The organism is Pseudomonas sp. S2_A02 (assembly GCF_054668495.1).
Genome location: NZ_CP162776.1, coordinates 1 through 19383 on the forward strand (window position 1 = coordinate 1; position 19383 = coordinate 19383).

The following is a 19383-nucleotide window of genomic DNA, read 5'->3' on the forward strand; positions in this document are numbered from 1 at the left end:
CGGCGGTTTCATCACGGCGGGCTTCTTCGTGCTGCTGGGTGCAACGCTGGCGAGCTTGTTCTTCCAGATCAGCGGTCTGCAACTGGCGATCAGCGCAGGTTTCGTGCTGTTCTCCTCGGTGTGCATTCTGTTCCAGACCAGCGCCATCATTCACGGCGGCGAGCGCAACTACATCATGGCGACCATCAGCCTGTATGTATCGATCTACAACCTGTTCATCAGCTTGTTGCAGATCTTCGGCATCATGAGCCGCGATGATTAATCGCAAGCCATGAGTGAAAAACCCGCTTTGGCGGGTTTTTTATTGCCTGAGAATCGGGGCGCAATCAGCAAGCGTACCTGGGCGGCCAAGTTATTCGGCAATGACAATGCTGCCATCAGCCTGCTGCCGATAAATAGTGTAGGGCAGCAGCATGGTGTCGAGTGCGCCCGAAATAACTACGTCGATCAGCACAAAGGGCGTGGCATTGTTGTATTGATACTCATCGATGCCCGGGCCTGGGGGCGCATGCAGCCTGCAAAAGTCATACGTCACGCCGCTATAGATCCGTGGAACCGCACCGCAGTAGGTTTTCTGTTCCTTGAGATGTTTCACCGCAGCCTCGTCACTGCGCACTACCGTCTCGAACGTACCGCAGCCGGCAAGCATCAGCGCCGCCAGTAACATGACTTGAGTTTTCATACCGCCAATCCTTCGCCGGAAAAAGATCAATCTACGCCTTTGCGAACAAAACAGCACTCAAGCCATCGGCGGGAGCCGGCGTTTGACCGGGGTCTTCTTGACGATGGCGGTGTTGGTTTCGGCGTGGGTGTTGAGACGATCGAGGAGGGTGTCCAGTTGCTCCATCGAGCGCACATGCAGGCGGGCGATGAAGCAGTCGTCGCCGGTGACTTTGTCGCACTCGGTGAATTCGGGGATGGCTTGAATCTGTCGCTCCACTTCCTGCAACTGGCCCGGCAACGGGCGGATGCGGACGATGGCCTGGAGTTGGTAGCCAAAGCATTTGGGGTCGATCTCGACGGTGTAGCCCTTGAGCACGCCACGTTCTTCGAGGCGGCGCAGGCGCTCGGCGACGCTGGGCGAGGACAGGCCGCTGATCTGTGCCAGGGCCTTGAGCGAGCGGCGTGAGTCTTCCATCAACGCGCTGATCAGCACTTGGTCGATGTCGTCGGTCATGGCGAGTCCCCTGTTAGGCCGTCGGCTGAATAAGCCTTGATAAAAAAGGCAGAAGCCGAGTTTAGCCTGCTTTTTGCTCTGGAGAAGCCCTCCGGTGGATTGGCATACTTTGGGCTCAAACACGGGAGGTTGATGATGGACAAAACACTACGTCGCGGCTCATTCGAGATGACCGTCGCCATGCTGATTTCCGGGACCATTGGTTGGTTCGTGCTGGTGTCCGGGCAACCGGTGCTGGACGTGGTGTTCTGGCGCTGCGTGTTCGGTGCCGCCACTTTATTGCTGATCTGCGCAGCGTTCGGCTTTCTGCGCCCTGGCATTTTGACGTCCACCACTTTCTTGCTGGCTGTACTGAGCGGTGTGGCGATTGTCGGAAACTGGGTGCTGTTATTCGCGTCCTACTCCCGCGCCTCGATTGCCATTGGCACGGCGGTTTATAACGTCCAACCATTCATGCTGGTGGGGCTGGCCGCGCTGTTTCTGGGAGAGAAGATCACTCTGCAGAAACTGTTCTGGCTGGGCATTTCGTTTCTTGGGATGCTGGCGATTGTCAGCGCACATGGTGAACAGGGTGAGGGCGGCAACGATTACCTGATGGGGATTGGTCTGGCGCTGGGGGCTGCCTTTCTGTACGCGATTGCCGCGCTGATCATCAAGCGCCTGACCGGTACGCCACCGCATCTGATCGCGTTGATCCAGGTCTGCACAGGCGTGCTGTTGCTCGCGCCCTTTGCGCACTTCTCGGCGATACCGCAAACGCCCAGTGCCTGGGCCAGTCTGGTGACCTTGGGCATCGTGCATACCGGTTTGATGTATGTGTTGCTCTACGGCGCGATTCAAAAACTGCCGACAGCGCTGACCGGTGCGCTGTCGTTCATCTACCCGATTGCGGCGATTTTCGTTGACTGGTTCGCCTTCGGCCATCGCCTGGAGCCGCTGCAATGGATCGGTGTTGCCGCGATTCTGTTGGCCGCCGCCGGGATGCAACAGGGTTGGGGCCTGAAGATTCGGCGGGTGGCTACACAATAAGCAGCGTCTCAGATGTTCCAGCGCGGTGCGGTCTTCGCCAGGCGCTGGCGCATCTCGCCGATGTTCGCGTTCAATTGTCGGGTCAGCAATCGATAGCCATCCAGCGGACTGTAGACCGGCGCATCGAGCGTTGAATCCGATGACAATTCGGCTGGCCTGCTGAGCCGTTGCGAAACGCCCGATTTCAATGCCCGAGCCATACCGATCAGTTGCACCCGAATCTGTCGGTGTTCGGCTTTCAATGCCGATTGCAGATGGGCCATTGCTTCGGAGTCATCGGCATTCGGCCGGCTATTGCCGAGGATTTCCAGGAGACTGACGCACATCCGCAGATTGCGCTGAATCGCATCGAGTTCGGTCATGGAAACTCGCACTTCCTTGGACACCGAGGGCATCAATGAGCGCAGTTGTATCATTACCGTGTTCAAGCGATTCATCAGTTTCAGGTGTTCGTCAGCAGTGACGGACTCACCCTTGATGATGCGGCCGTAGATTGCCGCGCAGTCGCGCAACGCATCGGCCAGGTTGTAGCGCCAGGAGTACACCGCATAGAGCGGCAGGGCGAAGGAGAAGGCCAGTGCCAAGGCGATGCCGATCAGAATATCCACCCCGCGCCACAAGCCATCAGTGACCGGGTTGTCACCGTGCCCGGCGACGATAAATACGGTGATCGCCGACAGCAGCGCCGTGTAACCGCCCTTGCCGATGGCGTGGTACGAGAAGAATCCGCACACCACCGACATTGCGAAATAGGTCAGCCACGGCATCCCGAGCCAGGCCTGCTGCGCCACCAGCAACAAGCCGACTCCGGCCCCGATCAAGGTGCCGATGGCCCGCTCGGCGGCTTTTTTGCCGATATTGCCGTGGTGTTGCAAGCCACCGATCACCACCAGCATGGTCACCGACGCCCATTCGCCGTGGGGCAGGTGGATGCCGGTGGTCAGCAGGATCGTCGCCAGCAAGCCCAACGAAACCCGCACCGCATGGATCAGTTTGGCGTGGCGGTAGCGCCGGTACGGGTCCAGCAACGGACGCAGTATCCGGCGTAACAGCGGTGGCAGTCGAAGGCCTCTGATGATGCTCAGACTCGGTGTCCTCAGAAGATGTAGTCGGTGGTCAGGAAGCTCGAGTTTCGTCCGCTGATGATCTCGCTGAGAAGCTCTTTGCTGCTCTCCTGGAATTTGGTCGCCACCAGGGTCCGAATCGAAAACACTCGCAGCGCATCATGTACCGACAACGTGCCCTCGGCGGAGTTCTTGCGGCCGTTGAACGGATAGGTGTCCGGGCCGCGCTGGCACTGGGCGTTGAGATTGATCCGGCCGACCTGGTTGGCGAACGTGTCCACCAATCTGCCGATCGCCACCGGGTTGGTGCCGAAGATGCTCAGTTGCTGGCCGAAGTCGGATTCCAGGACGTAATCGATCACGGTATCCAGATGACGGTAAGGCACGATCGGTACGACCGGGCCAAACTGTTCTTCCTGGTAGACGCGCATCTGCGGTGTCACCGGGTACAACACGGCCGGGTAGAAGAACGATGCGCGGGATTCACCGCCATTTGGGTTGACCACGGCAGCACCTTTGCTGACCGCGTCTGCCACCAGCGTATGCAGGTAATCGACCTTGCCTGACTCCGGCAATGGCGTCAGGGCCACGCCACTGTCCCATGGCATGCCGGGTTTGAGGCTGGCGAGTTTGGCGTTGAATTTCTCGATGAACGCCTCGACCACATCTTCATGGACGAAGAGGATTTTCAGCGCGGTGCAGCGCTGGCCGTTGAACGACAGGGAACCGGTGACGGCTTCGTTCACAGCGTTGTCCAGATCGACCTCCGGCAAAACAATGCCGGGGTTTTTCGCATCCAGGCCCAGCGCCGCGCGCAAGCGGTGAGGCCTTGGGTGGAGTTTTTTCAGGTCGCTGGCGGCCTTGTTGGTGCCGATGAACGCAAAGATATCGATCTTGCCGCTGGCCATCAGCGCACTGACGGTCTCGCGGCCGCTGCCGTAAATGACGTTGATCACCCCGGCCGGGAAGCTGTCGCGGAACGCTTCGAGCAGCGGGCGAATCAACAGCACGCCAAGCTTGGCCGGTTTGAACACCACGGTGTTGCCCATGATCAGCGCCGGAATCAGCGTGGTGAAGGTTTCGTTCAGCGGGTAATTGTAAGGCCCCATGCACAACGCCACGCCCAACGGAACGCGGCGGATCTGGCCGAGGGTGTCCTGCTCCAGTTCAAAGCGGCTGGAGCGGCGGTCGAGTTCCTTGAGGGCGTTGATGGTGTCGACGATGTAATCACAGGTGCGGTCGAACTCTTTTTCCGAGTCCTTGAGGTTTTTGCCGATCTCCCACATCAGCAACTTGACCACCGCCTCGCGCTGCTGACGCATGCGACCGAGGAAGGTTTCGACGTGCTGGATGCGCTCGGCCACGCGCATGGTCGGCCACAGGCCCTGGCCCCGATCATAGGCGCGGACGGCGGCGTCGAGGGCGGTCAGTGCGGTGTCGGCATCGAGCAGCGGTGTGCTGCCGAGAATTACTTGTTCATCGCCATTCGCGCCGCTCAGGTACACCGGGCTGCGGACTTGAGCAAGGGGCCCGGACCAGGTTTTCAGTTCGCCGTCGACCAGGTACTCGCGCTGTTCAGTCTGGCCGTTGAGGCGGTACTTTTCCGGGACGTTGTCGGCAGTGGGAAACAGGTTGCCAAGGATTTGTGCTGTGGTCATGTCGCTACCCCGTCTGGATTCAGTAATGCACTGATGAATCGTTTTAGCAGACCTCGGACTCGCTTGTCATGGCTCATCTTATGATTTTTTGGCTTGGCGTTGTGGATCGGAAATCTGCGGCTCATCCCGGTCATGAAAGCTGCGATCTTTTGCCCTGAAAACACACAAGTAACGATCCCCCGGTTAAACTTCACGCTCTTTCTGAAGGAGTTCATATGAGTTATTACCAGCCGGGCATTCTCGCCACCCCTGTTCCGCCTCAAGCTCGTCATATGTTCTTCGCCCTCGAATCCGCCGAGGCACTGCCGGCTGCGCTGGATAACCTGATGCGCCTGGTGGACGGAAAGTCGGCGGTCGTCGGTTTCGGTGAATCTCTGGTCAAGGCGCTGCACGCGCAGATCGACGGGTTGCGCGCCTTTCCTGCGCTGGTCGGTGTCGGCGTCGACAACCCGTCGACCCAACACGCGCTCTGGTGCTGGCTGCATGGCATTGACCGTGGCGAACTGCTCAATCGCAGTCATGCGATTGAAGCCGCGCTGGCACCGGCCCTGCGTCTGGTGCAGATGAACGAAACCTTCCGCCACATGAGCGGCCATGACCTGACCGGTTACGAGGACGGCACCGAAAACCCTCACGACGAAGCCGCTGTGGCCGCCGCTTTGCTGAGCGAAGGCGCAGACGGTCTGGTCGGTGGCAGCTTCGCCGCGATCCAGCAGTGGCAGCATGACTTGAAAGGCTTTCATGCGATGCCGTCCCATGAGAAAGACAACATCATGGGTCGTCGCCTGAGCGACAACGAAGAACTCGACGACGCGCCGATCTCTGCCCATGTCAAACGCACCGCTCAGGAAAGCTTCACGCCCGAAGCCTTCGTGGTCCGCCGTTCGATGCCGTGGATCGAAGGCGATCGCGCCGGCCTGATGTTCCTGGCTTTCGGTTTTTCTCTCGATGCGTTCGAATTCCAGCTGCGGCGCATGAGCGGTCTGGAAGACGGCATCACCGATGGTTTGTATCGCATCAGCCGACCGATCACCGGCGGCTACTACTGGTGCCCACCGCTCAAGGACGGTCGCCTCGACCTGCGCGCATTGCGTATCGGTTAAACAGCGGGCCAGATCCTCAAGCGAACCTGAAAGAAAAGATCGCAGGCTTCGCCAGGCTTGTGTCAGGCGTTGCAGGACCAAGCCTGGCGAGTGCGCGGAGAAGCCGCCACCACGCAGGGCATCTACCCATGGCCTTATCTGGCTCAACTCGGACTTGAAACCACAGAAACCTGATGTGGGAGCGAGCCTGCTCGCGATAGCGGTCTGACATTCAACATCGATGTTGACTGTAATGGCCTCATCGCGAGCAGGCTCGCTCCCACATTTGCTTGATGTTTAGCATGGGTTTTGTGACTGATCCTCCCATCAGCTGACTGGCGGTCCTTGTCAGGAAAAACCCAAAAGAGTACAAATGTACTCCATGACGACTTTAACTCCCCGCCGTACCGCCATCCTGACTTTTATCCGCGATCGAATCGCTGAACACGGTCAGCCCCCAAGCCTCGCTGAAATCAGCGAGGCTTTTGGCTTCGCCTCCCGCAGCGTGGCGCGCAAGCACGTGCTGGCGCTGACCGAAGCCGGTTTTATCGAGGTCAATCCGCATCAGGCGCGAGGTATCCGGCTGTTGAATCAGCCTCCGCGCCCCGAGTTGCTGGACGTTCCGGTACTCGGTCGAGTGGCGGCCGGTGCGCCAATCGGTGCCGATGCCGAGGTCCACAGCCGTTTGCTGCTTGATCCGTCGATCTTCTCGCGGGTGCCGGATTACATGCTGCGGGTGCAGGGCGACTCGATGATCGAGGACGGCATTCTCGACGGTGATCTGGTGGGCGTGCGGCGCAATCCCGAAGCGGTCAACGGCCAGATCGTCGTGGCGCGGCTCGACGGCGAAGTCACCATCAAGCGTTTCGAACGGGTCGGCGATTCTGTTCGCCTGTTACCACGCAATCCGGCTTACAAGCCGATCATTGTTCGAGCTGATCAGGATCTGGCCATCGAAGGTGTGTTTTGCGGTCTGGTGAGGCAAGGGTGATGGGCGCTGTCGTTGCGTTGGATACGCTGTTCAATGGCGGCCAGGTCTGGAAGGGCCGGCCTGCGCCGCCGACCGTCAGCCCGCAACCCACCGGGCATGCGGCGCTGGATGCGGCATTGCCCACTGGCGGTTGGCCGGAAGCGGCGCTGACTGAAATTCTGCTGGCCGGGCAGGGCGTAGGTGAGTTGCAACTGGTGTGGCCGGCGCTGGCGCGGCTGTCGGCGGCGGGGGAGCGCATTGTGCTGGTGGCGCCGCCTTACGTGCCGTATCCCCAGGCCTGGCAGAACGCCGGGGTTGATTTGCGGCAACTGTCGATTATCCAGGCCAGTGAGCGCGATGCGCTGTGGGCGGCGGAACAATGCCTGCGTTCGGGCAGTTGCGGGGCGGTGTTGTGCTGGCCGCACAAAGCCGACGATCGAGCGTTGCGACGTTTGCAGGTGGCAGCGGAAACGGGTCAGACCCTGGCGTTCGCCTATCGCTCGATCAGTGAAGCCATCAACCCGTCGCCAGCGGCCCTGCGCATAGCCATCGACGCCAAACCTGCGCAGTTGCGGGTGCTCAAGTGCCGGGGCGGGCTGGCCCGCTCGGTGCCGATTGCCTTTGCCGTCGGGCATTGAGGTTGCCATGCGCTGGGTTTGCATTCTCTTCCCGCAATTGGCGCTGGACGCGGTACTGCGTCAGCGCCCCGACCCCGACGAACCGCTGGCGCTGCTGACCGGTCCAGCCCAACGTCGGGTGCTGCAAGCGGTCAACGGTTCGGCGCGGGCGCTGGGCTTGCGGCCCGGCCAGTCGATGACCGCCGCTCAGGCCTTGAGCAAAGGTTTTGTCACCGCCGAATACGATGCCGCGGAGATCGAACACTGGCAGCAGTTTCTGGCTGCCTGGGCCTATCGGTTCAGTTCCCAGGTCAGCGTGCATTACCCGCGAGCCGTGGTGTTTGAAATCGAATCCAGCCTGGGCTTGTTCGGGCCCTGGCCGCAGTTCGAAGCGCGGTTGCGGGCTGAACTCGGCGAGCTGGGGTTTCGTCACCGGATTGTCGCCGCGCCCAACCCGGTGGCGGCGCGGGTATTGGCCAACGTTTATGACGGTCTGGTGGTGCCGGACAATCAAGCCTTGCAGCACTACCTCGGGCAGTTGCCCGTCGACCGGATCGCTCTGGAGCCAAGCGTTGCCACAGCTTTGTCACGCATGGGACTGCGCACCTTGAATCAGGTGCAGGCGCTGCCCCGGCATAGCCTGGCCCGGCGTTTCGAGGCTCAGGTGCTCAAGCATCTGGACACCCTGTTCGGCGAGCGACGGCTGGCGCTGGCGTTTTACCTGCCGCCGGACCGTTTCGATGTGCGCATCGAACTCAACTTCGATGTGCAATCCCATCAGGCATTGCTGTTTCCGTTGCGCAGGCTGACCGGCGATCTGGCGGCGTTCCTCTGCGGGCGGGACAGCGGTGTGCAGCGTTTTGATCTGCACCTTGAGCACGCCGGGTTGCCAGACACGCTGATCAAGGTCGGCCTGCTCAGCGCCGAGCGCGATCCGGCGATGCTGTTCGAACTGGCCCGGGGGCGGCTGGAACAGGTTCAGGTCGAGGCGCCGGTGCGCGGTTTTCGGCTGCGTGCCGAAGAGCTACCGGCCTTTGTGCCCCAGTACCAGGAACTGTTCGATGATCGTCCGCAGCAATCCTTGCCTTGGGAACAACTGCGCGAACGCTTGCGCGCACGGCTGGGGGATGACGCGGTGCAGGGCTTGCGGTTCCAGGCCGATCACCGCCCGGAATGCGCGTGGCAGGCCAGTGTCGACAGCCAGGCCTGTGGGGTGCTGCCTGCCGTGCAACGCCCAGGCTGGCTACTGATTGAACCGCAGGCGGTACATGAAGGTTCGGCACGCATCCTCATGGGGCCGGAACGCATCGAGTCGGGCTGGTGGGACGGCGACGACGTACGTCGCGATTACTACCTGATCGAAACCCGCTCCGGTCAGCAGGGCTGGGCCTATCGGGTGGTGGGCGAAGGCGGTCCGTTATGGCTGCAAGGCTGGTTCGCATGAGTATCGACTATGCCGAACTGCACTGCCTGTCGAACTTCAGTTTCCAGCGCGGTGCTTCCAGTGCACTTGAGCTTTTTCAACGGGCGAAAAAGCAGGGCTATCAAGCGCTGGCGATCACCGACGAATGCACCCTGGCGGGTATCGTTCGCGCCTGGCAGGCGGCCAAGGCCGTGGAATTGCCGCTGATCATCGGCAGTGAAATACGCATCGAAGACGGCCCGAAACTGGTGCTGCTGGTGGAAAACCTCGAGGGTTACCAAACTCTGTGTCGCCTGATTACCCGCGCCAGACGCCGCACGCAGAAAGGCCAGTATCAGGTGCTGCGGGAGGATTTCGGCGAGCCGTTGCCGGGACTGTTGGCGCTATGGGTGCCGGACGCCGTCGATGACTTTGAGCAGGGTCACTGGCTGAAGCAGACATTTGCCGAGCGCCTGTGGCTGAGCGTTCAGTTACATCGCGGGCAGGACGACACCCGGCGACTGGCGGCGTTGCTGACCCTGGCGCGGGAACTGCGGATCCCGGCGGTGGCCAGCGGCGATGTGCATATGCACGCCCGCGGCCGACGTGCCTTGCAGGACACCATGACCGCGATCCGCCATCACCTGCCGGTGGCCGAGGCCGGGTTGCGTCTACACCCCAATGGCGAACGGCATTTGCGCAGCCTCGACGCCTTGCGCGATCTCTACCCGCAGGCACTGCTCGACGAAACGCTGAGCATCGCCCGGCGCTGCACGTTCGACCTCGGTCAGTTGCGCTATCAATATCCCCGGGAGCTGGTGCCTGAAGGTCACACGGCCACGTCCTGGTTGCGGGAGTTGGCAGGAACGGGTGTTCGCTGGCGCTGGGAAAAAGGCCCTAACGCCGAGGTGTTGGCGCAGATCGACAAGGAGCTGGAGCTGATTGCCGAGTTGGGGTACGAAAGTTATTTCCTGACGGTTCACGACATTGTGAATTTCGCCCGCCAGCAACACATCCTCTGTCAGGGGCGTGGTTCTGCGGCCAACTCGGCGGTGTGCTACGTGCTGGGGATCACGGAAATCGATCCGGAGCGGAGCACGTTGTTGTTCGAGCGTTTTCTCTCCAAAGAGCGCAATGAGCCGCCAGACATCGACGTGGACTTCGAGCACGAGCGGCGTGAAGAAGTCCTGCAGTACGTGTTCCAGCGTTATGGCCGCACCCGTGCGGCGCTGACGGCGGTGGTCAGCACTTACCACGGTGCCGGCGCAGTGCGCGATGTGGCCAAGGCACTGGGTTTGCCGCCGGATCAGGTCAACGCCCTGGCCGATTGTTGCGGCCACTGGAGTGATCAGGCGCCGCCGGTCGAGCGCCTGCGTGAAGGGGGATTCGATCCCGACAGCCCGGTGTTGCGCCGGGTGCTGAGCCTGACGGGGCAGTTGATCGGTTTCCCTCGGCACCTGTCCCAGCACCCTGGCGGCTTTGTGATTTCCGAACAACCCCTGGACAGCCTGGTACCGGTGGAAAACGCTGCCATGGCCGAGCGCACCATCATCCAGTGGGACAAGGACGATCTGGACGCGGTCGGGTTGCTCAAGGTCGATATCCTCGCGCTGGGCATGCTCAGCGCGATTCGTCGTTGTTTCGATCTGCTGCGTCGGCACCGTGGCCGTGACCTTAGCCTGGCGACGGTGCCGGCCGAAGACCCGAAAACCTACGAAATGATTGGCCATGCGGACACCATCGGGGTGTTCCAGATCGAATCCCGGGCGCAGATGTCGATGTTGCCCAGGCTCAAGCCCAAGAACTTCTACGATCTGGTGATCGAAGTGGCGATCGTTCGTCCGGGGCCGATTCAGGGCGGAATGGTGCATCCCTATCTGCGGCGGCGTAAGGGCGAAGAAGAGGTGATCTACCCATCGAAAGAACTCGAAGTGGTGCTCAAACGCACCTTGGGCGTGCCGCTGTTCCAGGAACAGGTGATGCAGATTGCGATTGTCGCCGCCGACTACAGCCCCGGCGAGGCCGATCAATTGCGCCGCTCCATGGCTGCCTGGAAACGCCACGGCGGACTGGAACCGCACAAGGAACGTCTGGCGGACGGAATGAAGAAAAATGGCTACACGGCGGAGTTTGCCGCGCAGATCTTCGAGCAGATCAAAGGCTTCGGCAATTACGGTTTTCCCGAATCCCACGCCGCCAGTTTCGCCTTGCTGACCTATGCCAGTTGCTGGTTGAAATGCCACGAGCCAGCGGCCTTCGCCTGTGCGCTGATCAATAGCTGGCCCATGGGTTTCTACAGCCCGGACCAGATTCTTCAGGACGCCCGCCGTCATCATTTGCAGATTCGCCCCGTGGACGTGCGGGCCAGTGACTGGGATTGCAGCCTGGAGCCGATTACCGGTGCGCAGCCGGCCATCCGCATGGGGTTACGGATGATCAAGGGCTTTCGCGAGGACGATGCCCGGCGCATTGAAATTGCACGGTCGAAAGGGGCGTTTGCCGACATCGCCGACCTTGGCGAACGGGCACGACTCGATGCCCGAGCCCAGGAGCAACTGGCCGATGCCGGTGCGTTGCGCGGGCTGGCCGGTGACCGGCATCGGGCGCGCTGGGAGGTGGCGGGGGTGCAGAAGCAACTCGGCTTGTTTGCCGGTTTGCCGAGCCAGGAAGAGCCGACGGTGTCTCTGCCCAAACCCACCGTGGGCGAAGACTTGCAAGCCGATTACAACAGTGTCGGCACCACCCTCGGCCCGCATCCGTTGGCATTGCTGCGGGGTGAGTTGAAAGCCCGGCGTTGCCGCAGTTCGAAAGAACTTATGGATGTCGAGCACGGCCGACCGGTCAGCGTCGCCGGGCTGGTCACCGGCCGGCAACGCCCGGGCACCGCCAGCGGCGTGACCTTCGTGACGCTTGAAGACGAGTTCGGCAACGTCAACGTGGTGGTCTGGCGCGACTTGGCCGAACGGCAACGACAGGTACTGGTCGGCGCGCAATTGCTCAAGGTCGATGGACGCTGGGAAAAGGAAGGCGAGGTGCGACATCTGATTGCCGGGCGCTTGAGCGACCTGAGTTCATTGCTCGACGGCATCCATGTGCGCAGCCGGGATTTCCGCTGAACCGGCGACATTCAGCTATACCTCTATGAAACCATTGGCGTCGGCGGTGCTCGAAACAAACGGGCACGCACCGTCTCCTCACGCCGTTGCACTGCCTGAAAACATGTCATTTACAGGACATAGGCCAGTCGATGCAGTTTCTAGACAATAGCCACGGATGTACCGGCTGGAGCGGCGAAATGGCCGGACGCATTCGCGCGTTCGACTGGAGCCTGACCGAGCTTGGGAGCATCGATACCTGGCCTGGGAGCCTGTGCAGCGCGGTGCAATTATTACTCGCCTCACCCCTGCCGATGGTGATGCTGTGGGGCCGACCCGGTTACATGATCTATAACGATGCCTACTCCAGGTTTGCCGGTGGGCGCCATCCTTACCTGTTGGGCTCCCCGGTGGAATTGGGCTGGCCAGAGGTCGCCGAATTCAATCGGCATGTAGTGAATATCTGCCTTGCGGGCGGTACCTTGTCCTATCACAACAAAGCCTTGGTGCTGTTGCGTGATGGCGTACCCGAAGACGTCTGGATGGATCTTTACTACAGTCCCGTCGCCGATGATGACGGGCACCCCGCCGGGGTCATGGCGATGGTGGTCGACACCACTGACCATGTTATTTCCGAGCGCCGCCGCCAGGAAGCCGAAAGCGCCTATCGCGCCGACAACGAAAGAGTTCGCCTGGCTCTTAATGCCGGGGCTTTACTCGGCTCATTCGTCTGGGACATCAAGGCTGATGTGCTGTCTGCCGACGAACGCTTTGCCCGCACGTTTTCCTATCCGCCCGACCAGGACCTGGCCGACCTGCCACCGCTCATCGCCGAAATGCAGATTCATCCCGATGACCGTAGCTGGGTTCAGGAGCGGTTCAATCAGTCGGTGGAAACCGGCATCCCCTATAACGCTGAATACCGGGTTCTGCGGCCCGATGGCAGTTACCTGTGGGTGCTGGCTAGCGGCTGTTGCGAGTTCGATGAACAAGGCGAGGCGTTCCGCTTTCCCGGGGTGTTGATTGACATCCATGAACGCAAGATCGCCGAAGAGTCGTTGCTCAAATTCACCCGTAACCTGGAGCAGCGAGTTGCCGACGAAGTCGAAGCGCGGCTGGCGGCCGAAGAGCAGTTGCGTCAGTCACAGAAACTCGAAGCCATCGGCGGTCTCACCGGCGGCGTGGCCCATGACTTCAATAACCTGTTGCAAGTAATCGCCGGCAACCTGCATTTGCTGGCGCGTCACGAGCCGGACAACGCCAACGTGCAACGCCGGGTCAGTGCGTCGATTGCCGCGGTCGAGCGCGGCGCCAAACTGTCGTCACAGTTGCTCGCATTCGCCCGCCGTCAGCCTTTGTCACCGGCGGTCTGCGATCCACGGCAGATCTTCGAAGGGCTGGGGGAATTATTGCAGCGGGCGCTGGGGGAGACTATCCAGATCAAGGTGACGGCGCCTGACGATCCATGGCATCTGTACGTCGACCGCAATCAACTGGAAAACGCCATTCTCAACCTTGCGATCAACGCCCGAGACGCCATGAACGGCGAGGGGACCATTGCGATGAGTGCCGAGAACATTGCCCTCGACCGCAAGTTTTGCGCAGGCAAGGGCATCGTCGCCGGCGACTATGTTTGCGTCTCGGTGGCTGATACGGGTGTCGGCATGCCGCCTCAAGTGCTCGCCCAGGCCTTCGAACCGTTTTTCACCACCAAGGCCGACGGCCAGGGCACCGGCCTGGGTTTGAGCATGGTGTTCGGTTTCGTCAAACAGAGCGACGGGCATATCGAGATCTCCAGCGTCGTCGGACAGGGCACGCGGGTGCAGCTGTATTTCCCGCGCAGCTTGCGCCCGTTGCCCGGTGAATCAACTCGCCATGATCCGCAGCACCGGGGCGGGCACGAAACCATTCTGGTGGTCGAGGACAACGACGCGGTGCGTGGCTCGGCGGTGGACTTGTTGGGTGAAGAGGGCTATCAGGTTTTGACCGCGGCCAACGGTGACCTGGCCATGCAGATGTTGCTCGATGGCGTGGCGGTGGACCTGATCTTCACCGACGTGGTCATGCCCGGTCTGATCAAAAGCTCTGACCTGGCCGCCTGGGCCAAGGTGCAGAATCCGCCGGTGGCGGTGCTGTTTACCTCCGGCCACACCCGGGACATTATTTCGCGCAACCACCAACTCAGCCCCGACACTTATCTACTGAGCAAACCTTATGGCCCTGAATCGCTGTTGAGCATGATCCGTAGCGTGCTGGGGGGTGATGCTGCACCCCTGTAGGAGCGAGGCTTGCCCGCGAACAAGACCCCGCGGTGTATCAGGTACCCCGCGTCATCGTTCTTCGCGGGCAAGCCTCGCTCCTACAGGGGGCTAACTGACCGACATCAAGGGTTATTTGTCGGGATGAGCCGCCTGGAGTTTTTTCGCCATATCCAGGTGTTTTTCCAGCGCCGGCAACATTTTCTGCGCGAAAGCCTTGAGTTCGGTGGCGCCCTTGGTCCTGTCGTCCGTCACTGTGTTGGCTTCTTTTTTGAACCGTTTGATGGTTTCTTCGTGAGCCTTTACCTGATTATTGGCATAGGCCTTGTCGAAGGATTCATCACGCAGGTCGAGAATTTTTTCCTTGGCCTGTTTGACTACTGTCGTTGTGTCCGGCACCTCGATGTCATGCTTTTTAGCCAGTGCCGCCAGTTCATCATTGGCTTTGGAATGATCGGTGACCATCATCTTGGCGAACGCCTTGACGTCGGCCGATGAGCTTTTTTCCAGCGCCAGTTTGCTGGTCTCGACTTCGGCGATGCCACCCTCTACTGCGTCATCGACGAAATCATTGGAGGCGGCGGCAAAGGCCGTGCCCATGCTGGTGCTCAAGGCTACGGCCAGAGCGAGGTGACGTAGATTGAACCCGTCCATCGGACATTCTCCACACAGGTTTTTATGGGCGATCCAGATGATCGTTAATCAATGGAGGCGGGCGCTAACGCAAAGGTTTTATCGCATTTGCGACAGGACGACGAACGGACACCGCTGGTCTGATAGACGGTCGACAGAACACGGTAAGCAAGGCCATTCTGATAGCTGGTGAGCGCAATCGATCGCGTTTGCTACCGATTAACCAACGGAGGTGTTCCATGCCGGTGACTCATGATTTGTCTCAGGATCTGAAACTTTCGAAGGAGGAGATTCAGCAAAAACGCGACAAGGATCCGGTACTGAAATCGCTGCTCGACGAGTACTCCCAGACGGATAAGAAAGTGATGAAGGCCGAGTCGGCACTATCGAATGCGCTCAGCGATGACGAACTGAAGAAACTCAAGGAGAAGCGCGTGCTGGTCAAGAATAAGATCGTTGAACGACTCCAGACGCCGTCCTGACTTCTGTATCAAGCCACTGACGACCGGTGGCTGAAAAATTGGAACGGGGATAAATACCGGCACCTCGAATGATCAGAGCCCGACTTTGCGGCCCATGCGAGGTGCCCCATGCCCCATTCAGCCTTTCCCCATAAAGAAAAGTACCCCAGCGAAGAACAGGGCGGCTATGACCCGATCCCGACTCATCCCGAACCCCTGAGCCCGGGACGAACCACCGTCAACCCCGAGGATGAACCGGGCATCGATGAATTGCCGGACAATGAGGACATAACGCCTCTGGAACAGGATGACGTAACCGACATCGACCCGGAGCGAGTGCGCGAAGAGACAGACAATTCGGTACGCGATGGTGAGATGGATCCGCGTTGATTCACAAGTGTTGATCGAAAATCTCGCGGCACCCAGATCAACTGTGGGAGCGGGCTTGCTCGCGAATGAGGCCTTGCCAGTCGACATCAATGTTGAATGTCAGTCCGCCTTCGCGAGCAAGTCGGATCGCCGCACCGCCGCTACTACTGCAATGCCGTACTCAACGGCAACCGCGCCATGTGCCGCGCTTTCAGCGACCCCAGGTACAACCAGTCCCCATACTCGCGCACGGTGGTGATAGGTGAGTAGTTGCCGCTGCTGGCGTCCTGCAGATTGGCGATCACTTTACCGTCGAGGTCCAGGCCGAGGGCGAAGGCGCGTTTCTCCACCGGTTTGGGCAGTACCGTCATCGCGCGCACGATCATTTTGCGTACCAGAGGGTAGGGCGCCGTGGCGTCGAGCAGTGCATTGCGCGGTGTGTACAGCGCTACCCAGAAACGGTCGCGGCCATTGAATGCCAGGTTGTCCGGCAGCCCTGGCAAATTGTCGATGAACAAATCGTGGGTTCCGGCTTTCGGCCCGGTCAGCCAATAGCGGCTGATGCGATAGGCGCCGGTTTCGTTGACCAGCACAAACGCATCGTCAGGCCCCAGGGTTACTCCGTTGGCGAACTCCAGTTTATCCAGCAATACCGTCGTCGTGCCGGTCTGGAAGTCATAACGCAGTAATCGGCCGTCGCCGCCGTGCTCGATGATCGCCTCGCCATCCTTGCCGTAACCCCAACGGCTGGAAGCATCGCTGAAATAGGCGTAATGCCCGGGCTTGTCGATGGTCACGTCATCGGTAAAGCCGAAGGGCACGTTGTTGGCCGTGGTGCTCAATGCAATCAACCGGCCCTGAGCATCGAGCGACAGCAAACCCTTGACCCCGTCGGCGATCACCAGCAAACCATTGGGGTGTCGCGCCAGACCCAATGGCCTGCCACCGGTATCGGCCAGCACCTTGGTGGTTTTGCCGTCGAGGCTGGTGCGAATCAACCGGCCGTCATGCAGACCGGTGATGAGGGCGTCTTCCTCCAGCAGCAACGCCTCCGGGCCGTCGATGTCAGCGGCGCCGACACGTTCCACGCCTTTGAGGCGCTGATTGTCTGTGTAAACGCCATCAATGAGGGAGGGCGCCGGTGACGGTGTCCAGGCGATCGGCTGGACTTTGGTCGGTAATAACAACAGGAAGCCGCCAATCACCATGATTAACAACAACAATAAATGCCGAAACTTGAGGGCTCTCACGCGGTGACTCCTGTCGAGGCCAGATGTTTTTGCGCCATCTCGCGTAACGCCAGCATCGATTGCGCCGATTCACGCTCGATGCGCCGCTTGAGCAACAGTCGATTGGCGATGCGCATCACCACACCGCTGAAGCAATATTCCAGGGTGCGGACAAACCGCGTGCCGTCGCCCTCAGCCTCACACTCGTAAGTCACCCTCAACGACAATCCATGATCGCCCCAAGCCCGAGCGCTCCAGCGGCGACCGGGCAGGTATTCATCGACCTCCCAGCGCAAATGCCCCTCACGTCCGCCGGCCCGAATGTCTTCCTCGAACCGCGCACCGGCATACAGCGGGCCGCTCTGGCTATCGACCTTGAGGGAGGACGGATGCCACTCCGGCCAACGTGTCGCGGTGCTGGCGTAGGCGAGCACGGCGAGCGGATTTCCAGCGATGTCGACCACGTGCTGCAGGCGGGTGGGCGTTCTCGTCAGGTGCGGGGACGCTTGCTCCGGTTCCCAATACAGGGTGCCGAACAGGTAATCCATCAATGGAAACACGATATTGAAATTGCGCTCCTGCATCAGCTCACGGCGATGGTGCAGTTCGTGCAGACGGCGCATCTGGCGGATCCATGGCAGACGTGTCAGCGGGTTGCCGGGTGGTAGATGTTCGCAGGCATGGAATACTTCATAAGTCAGGTAACCGAGGACCATGCAGCCGCCGAACAACCCCGCGACGTTGCCGTTGATCTGAGCCAACAGCCACCAGGCGGGCGCGGTGATGACGAGGGTATGCAACACGATCAGCCAGGCCGGAAACAGAATCACCCGCCAGTCCCGGGCGCTGTCGTAGGTCATGTGGCCGGGGGTGAAAAAACTGTGATGATCACCGGCGTGACGGGCATAGAACATTCGCGTCAGGCGCTTTTTGTGGTGCCCCAGATGCCGATGCACGACGTAGACGCCGAAGTTGAAGAACAACAGGGTCAGCGGCACCGCCAGCCATTCCAGTGGGTGTACCTGATGCATGGTGTTCCAGAACGCGCCGATGGCCAGCAACCCGAACAGCAGCACAAACACGCCGTGCAACCAAGGGTTGTAGAGCGGATGAATGTCGGCACGGTAGCGCGCGCGGAATGCTTCGGTGGTCTGCCTCACTGCATGCACCTGTGGTTATTGTTATAACCAGCAGATTAGCCGATCCCGCCACAGAGGCTGGCCCAACCTTGAGGCCACATGCGCCATGCTCCGGTGCAAGACGCCTGGCGTCAGGTCAACGGGTTCCAGCGCTGGGACCAGTCGTCGTCCGTCTTGATCACTTCACGCAGCAAATCGAAGGCTCGTTGCAAGGTCGCCGAGTCGCGGTCCCGGGAGTAGACCAGGTAGGTCGGATAGCTGAACTCCGGAGCTTTGGGCACTGGCTCCAGCACGCCGCTTTCCAGGTAGCTCTGGACCACGCGGGTGCGGAAATAGCCGCTACCGCCGTTTTCCAGGATGTACTGCAAGGCCAGCGGTCCGAGGTTGAAGCTCAAGGCGGCCTTGGCTTTTTCTGGCAGTGCGGCATCGTGCTGACGACGGAAGTCCGGGCCCCAGTCGATATACACATAAGGATCAGGCCGTCCGGCCAGGCGTACCAGAATGAGTTTTTCTTCCAGCACCTGCTCGACTTGCAGGCGTGGCCAGTACTCGGGCTGATAGACCAGCGCCGCATCAAGCACCCCCAGCTCCAGTTGGCGCAGCAGGTTTTCGCCGTCGCGGATTTCCATGCGCAGGGCATGGCTGGGGATTTTCTCGCGCAGTTCACCGGCCCAGCTGAGCATCAACGGGTTGCACAGACTGACCTCGCCACCGATGTGCAGCACGTCGCGGTAGCCCTCGGGCAGAGGCAAGTCCCGACGCGCCGCTTCCCAGGTCTGTACCAGTTGATTGGCATAAACCACAAAGGCCTCACCGTTCGGCGTCAGGCGCGCACCGGCGCGGTTGCGCACGAACAGCGTGCTGCCGAGCTGACTTTCGAGCTTCTGCACACGGGCGGTGATCGCGGTCTGGGTGACGTGCAGCTTTTCAGCCGCCGCGGCCAGGCTGCCGTGGCGGACGATTTCCAGAAAGGTGCGGGCGAGGTCGATGTCCATGGGCTGGCCGATAGGGGAGGTGCGGGCATTGTAAGAGCAGGCGCCGCCAGCGGATACCGTCTGTGGCGAGGGAGCTTGCTCCCGCTGGGGCGCGAAGCGGCCCCAAAACCTGCCACTGCAGTTCTTCAGAGGCACCTCATCGGATGGTTTACGACTGCTGCGCAGCCGGACGGGAGCAAGCTCCCTCGCCACAGATTTCACTGCC

At 60.6% G+C, this 19383-nt stretch carries 18 protein-coding genes; 10 read left to right on the forward strand and 8 right to left on the reverse strand.

All coding sequences use genetic code 11. The features are described 5' to 3' along the window. Nucleotides 1–262 (forward strand): Bax inhibitor-1 family protein (locus AB4O41_RS00005; protein ID WP_460145669.1); only part of this gene is annotated, 262 nt, incomplete at its 5' end. 90 nt (nucleotides 263–352) lie between these two features. On the opposite strand, the gene AB4O41_RS00010 is transcribed toward AB4O41_RS00005, so the two are convergent. Both AB4O41_RS00010 and AB4O41_RS00015 read right to left on the reverse strand, forming a co-directional pair. Continuing rightward, nucleotides 353–682 (reverse strand): YceK/YidQ family lipoprotein, encoded by a 330-nt coding sequence (locus AB4O41_RS00010; protein WP_460145670.1) that lies wholly within the window; start codon nucleotides 680–682, stop codon nucleotides 353–355. 57 nt (nucleotides 683–739) lie between these two features. After that, on the reverse strand, nucleotides 740–1177 hold the full coding sequence (locus AB4O41_RS00015) for an Lrp/AsnC family transcriptional regulator (RefSeq protein ID WP_054046539.1): 438 nt from the start codon (nucleotides 1175–1177) through the stop codon (nucleotides 740–742). A 135-nt stretch (nucleotides 1178–1312) separates the two neighbouring features. On the opposite strand from AB4O41_RS00015, the gene AB4O41_RS00020 reads away from it, so the two are divergent. Further along, the gene (locus AB4O41_RS00020; RefSeq protein WP_460148453.1) at nucleotides 1313–2206 is read left to right on the forward strand and encodes a DMT family transporter; all 894 of its coding nucleotides are present in this window, start codon (nucleotides 1313–1315) and stop codon (nucleotides 2204–2206) included. An 8-nt stretch (nucleotides 2207–2214) separates the two neighbouring features. Here AB4O41_RS00020 and AB4O41_RS00025 read toward each other — a convergent pair whose 3' ends face one another. Together AB4O41_RS00025 and AB4O41_RS00030 are read right to left on the reverse strand one after the other, a co-directional pair. Continuing rightward, on the reverse strand, nucleotides 2215–3234 hold the full coding sequence (locus AB4O41_RS00025; RefSeq protein ID WP_460145671.1) for an FUSC family protein: 1020 nt from the start codon (nucleotides 3232–3234) through the stop codon (nucleotides 2215–2217). 68 nt (nucleotides 3235–3302) lie between these two features. Next, nucleotides 3303–4928, reverse strand: coding sequence for an NADP-dependent glyceraldehyde-3-phosphate dehydrogenase (locus tag AB4O41_RS00030; RefSeq protein WP_460145672.1), 1626 nt, complete (start codon nucleotides 4926–4928; stop codon nucleotides 3303–3305). Between the two features lie 215 nt (nucleotides 4929–5143). Between AB4O41_RS00030 and AB4O41_RS00035 the strand changes: the two genes are divergently transcribed. The 6 genes from AB4O41_RS00035 (at nucleotide 5144) to AB4O41_RS00060 (ending at nucleotide 14373) form a co-directional block, all read left to right on the forward strand. After that, nucleotides 5144–6031: a Dyp-type peroxidase gene (locus tag AB4O41_RS00035; protein WP_460145673.1), complete on the forward strand. Its 888-nt coding sequence runs from the start codon at nucleotides 5144–5146 to the stop codon at nucleotides 6029–6031. 352 nt (nucleotides 6032–6383) lie between these two features. Next, nucleotides 6384–7001 carry a transcriptional repressor LexA gene (gene lexA, locus AB4O41_RS00040; protein WP_123356666.1) on the forward strand — a complete coding sequence of 206 codons (618 nt, stop codon included), beginning with the start codon at nucleotides 6384–6386 and terminating at the stop codon, nucleotides 6999–7001. Further along, nucleotides 7001–7618 carry a translesion DNA synthesis-associated protein ImuA gene (gene imuA / locus AB4O41_RS00045; RefSeq protein ID WP_460145674.1) on the forward strand — a complete coding sequence of 206 codons (618 nt, stop codon included), beginning with the start codon at nucleotides 7001–7003 and terminating at the stop codon, nucleotides 7616–7618. Before lexA ends, imuA begins: the two co-directional genes overlap by 1 nt. A 7-nt stretch (nucleotides 7619–7625) precedes the next feature. Continuing rightward, nucleotides 7626–9041 (forward strand): Y-family DNA polymerase, encoded by a 1416-nt coding sequence (locus AB4O41_RS00050; protein WP_460145675.1) that lies wholly within the window; start codon nucleotides 7626–7628, stop codon nucleotides 9039–9041. Further along, entirely contained in the window at nucleotides 9017–12115 is a 3099-nt protein-coding gene (locus AB4O41_RS00055) for an error-prone DNA polymerase (protein ID WP_460145676.1), read from the forward strand. The genes AB4O41_RS00050 and AB4O41_RS00055 overlap by 25 nt, the downstream gene beginning before the upstream one ends. Before the next feature lie 131 nt (nucleotides 12116–12246). Then, nucleotides 12247–14373 carry a hybrid sensor histidine kinase/response regulator gene (locus AB4O41_RS00060; RefSeq protein WP_460145677.1) on the forward strand — a complete coding sequence of 709 codons (2127 nt, stop codon included), beginning with the start codon at nucleotides 12247–12249 and terminating at the stop codon, nucleotides 14371–14373. A gap of 111 nt (nucleotides 14374–14484) precedes the next feature. Here the strand turns inward: AB4O41_RS00060 and AB4O41_RS00065 are convergent, their stop codons facing one another. Further along, nucleotides 14485–15006 carry a DUF4142 domain-containing protein gene (locus AB4O41_RS00065; RefSeq protein ID WP_460145678.1) on the reverse strand — a complete coding sequence of 174 codons (522 nt, stop codon included), beginning with the start codon at nucleotides 15004–15006 and terminating at the stop codon, nucleotides 14485–14487. Between the two features lie 218 nt (nucleotides 15007–15224). Here AB4O41_RS00065 and AB4O41_RS00070 point away from each other — a divergent pair, with 218 nt between their 5' ends. Together AB4O41_RS00070 and AB4O41_RS00075 are read left to right on the forward strand one after the other, a co-directional pair. Then, the gene (locus AB4O41_RS00070) at nucleotides 15225–15467 is read left to right on the forward strand and encodes a hypothetical protein (RefSeq protein ID WP_460145679.1); all 243 of its coding nucleotides are present in this window, start codon (nucleotides 15225–15227) and stop codon (nucleotides 15465–15467) included. A gap of 108 nt (nucleotides 15468–15575) precedes the next feature. Then, nucleotides 15576–15836 carry a hypothetical protein gene (locus AB4O41_RS00075; protein ID WP_460145680.1) on the forward strand — a complete coding sequence of 87 codons (261 nt, stop codon included), beginning with the start codon at nucleotides 15576–15578 and terminating at the stop codon, nucleotides 15834–15836. A 143-nt stretch (nucleotides 15837–15979) separates the two neighbouring features. On the opposite strand, the gene AB4O41_RS00080 is transcribed toward AB4O41_RS00075, so the two are convergent. From AB4O41_RS00080 to AB4O41_RS00090, 3 genes are all read right to left on the reverse strand, one after another. Then, nucleotides 15980–17023 (reverse strand): SMP-30/gluconolactonase/LRE family protein, encoded by a 1044-nt coding sequence (locus tag AB4O41_RS00080; protein WP_460148454.1) that lies wholly within the window; start codon nucleotides 17021–17023, stop codon nucleotides 15980–15982. A gap of 38 nt (nucleotides 17024–17061) precedes the next feature. Next, nucleotides 17062–18204: a sterol desaturase/SRPBCC family protein gene (locus AB4O41_RS00085; RefSeq protein ID WP_460145681.1), complete on the reverse strand. Its 1143-nt coding sequence runs from the start codon at nucleotides 18202–18204 to the stop codon at nucleotides 17062–17064. A 110-nt stretch (nucleotides 18205–18314) separates the two neighbouring features. Beyond that, nucleotides 18315–19178, reverse strand: coding sequence for a LysR family transcriptional regulator (locus AB4O41_RS00090; protein ID WP_123356843.1), 864 nt, complete (start codon nucleotides 19176–19178; stop codon nucleotides 18315–18317). Between the last annotated feature and the right edge of the window lie 205 nt (nucleotides 19179–19383).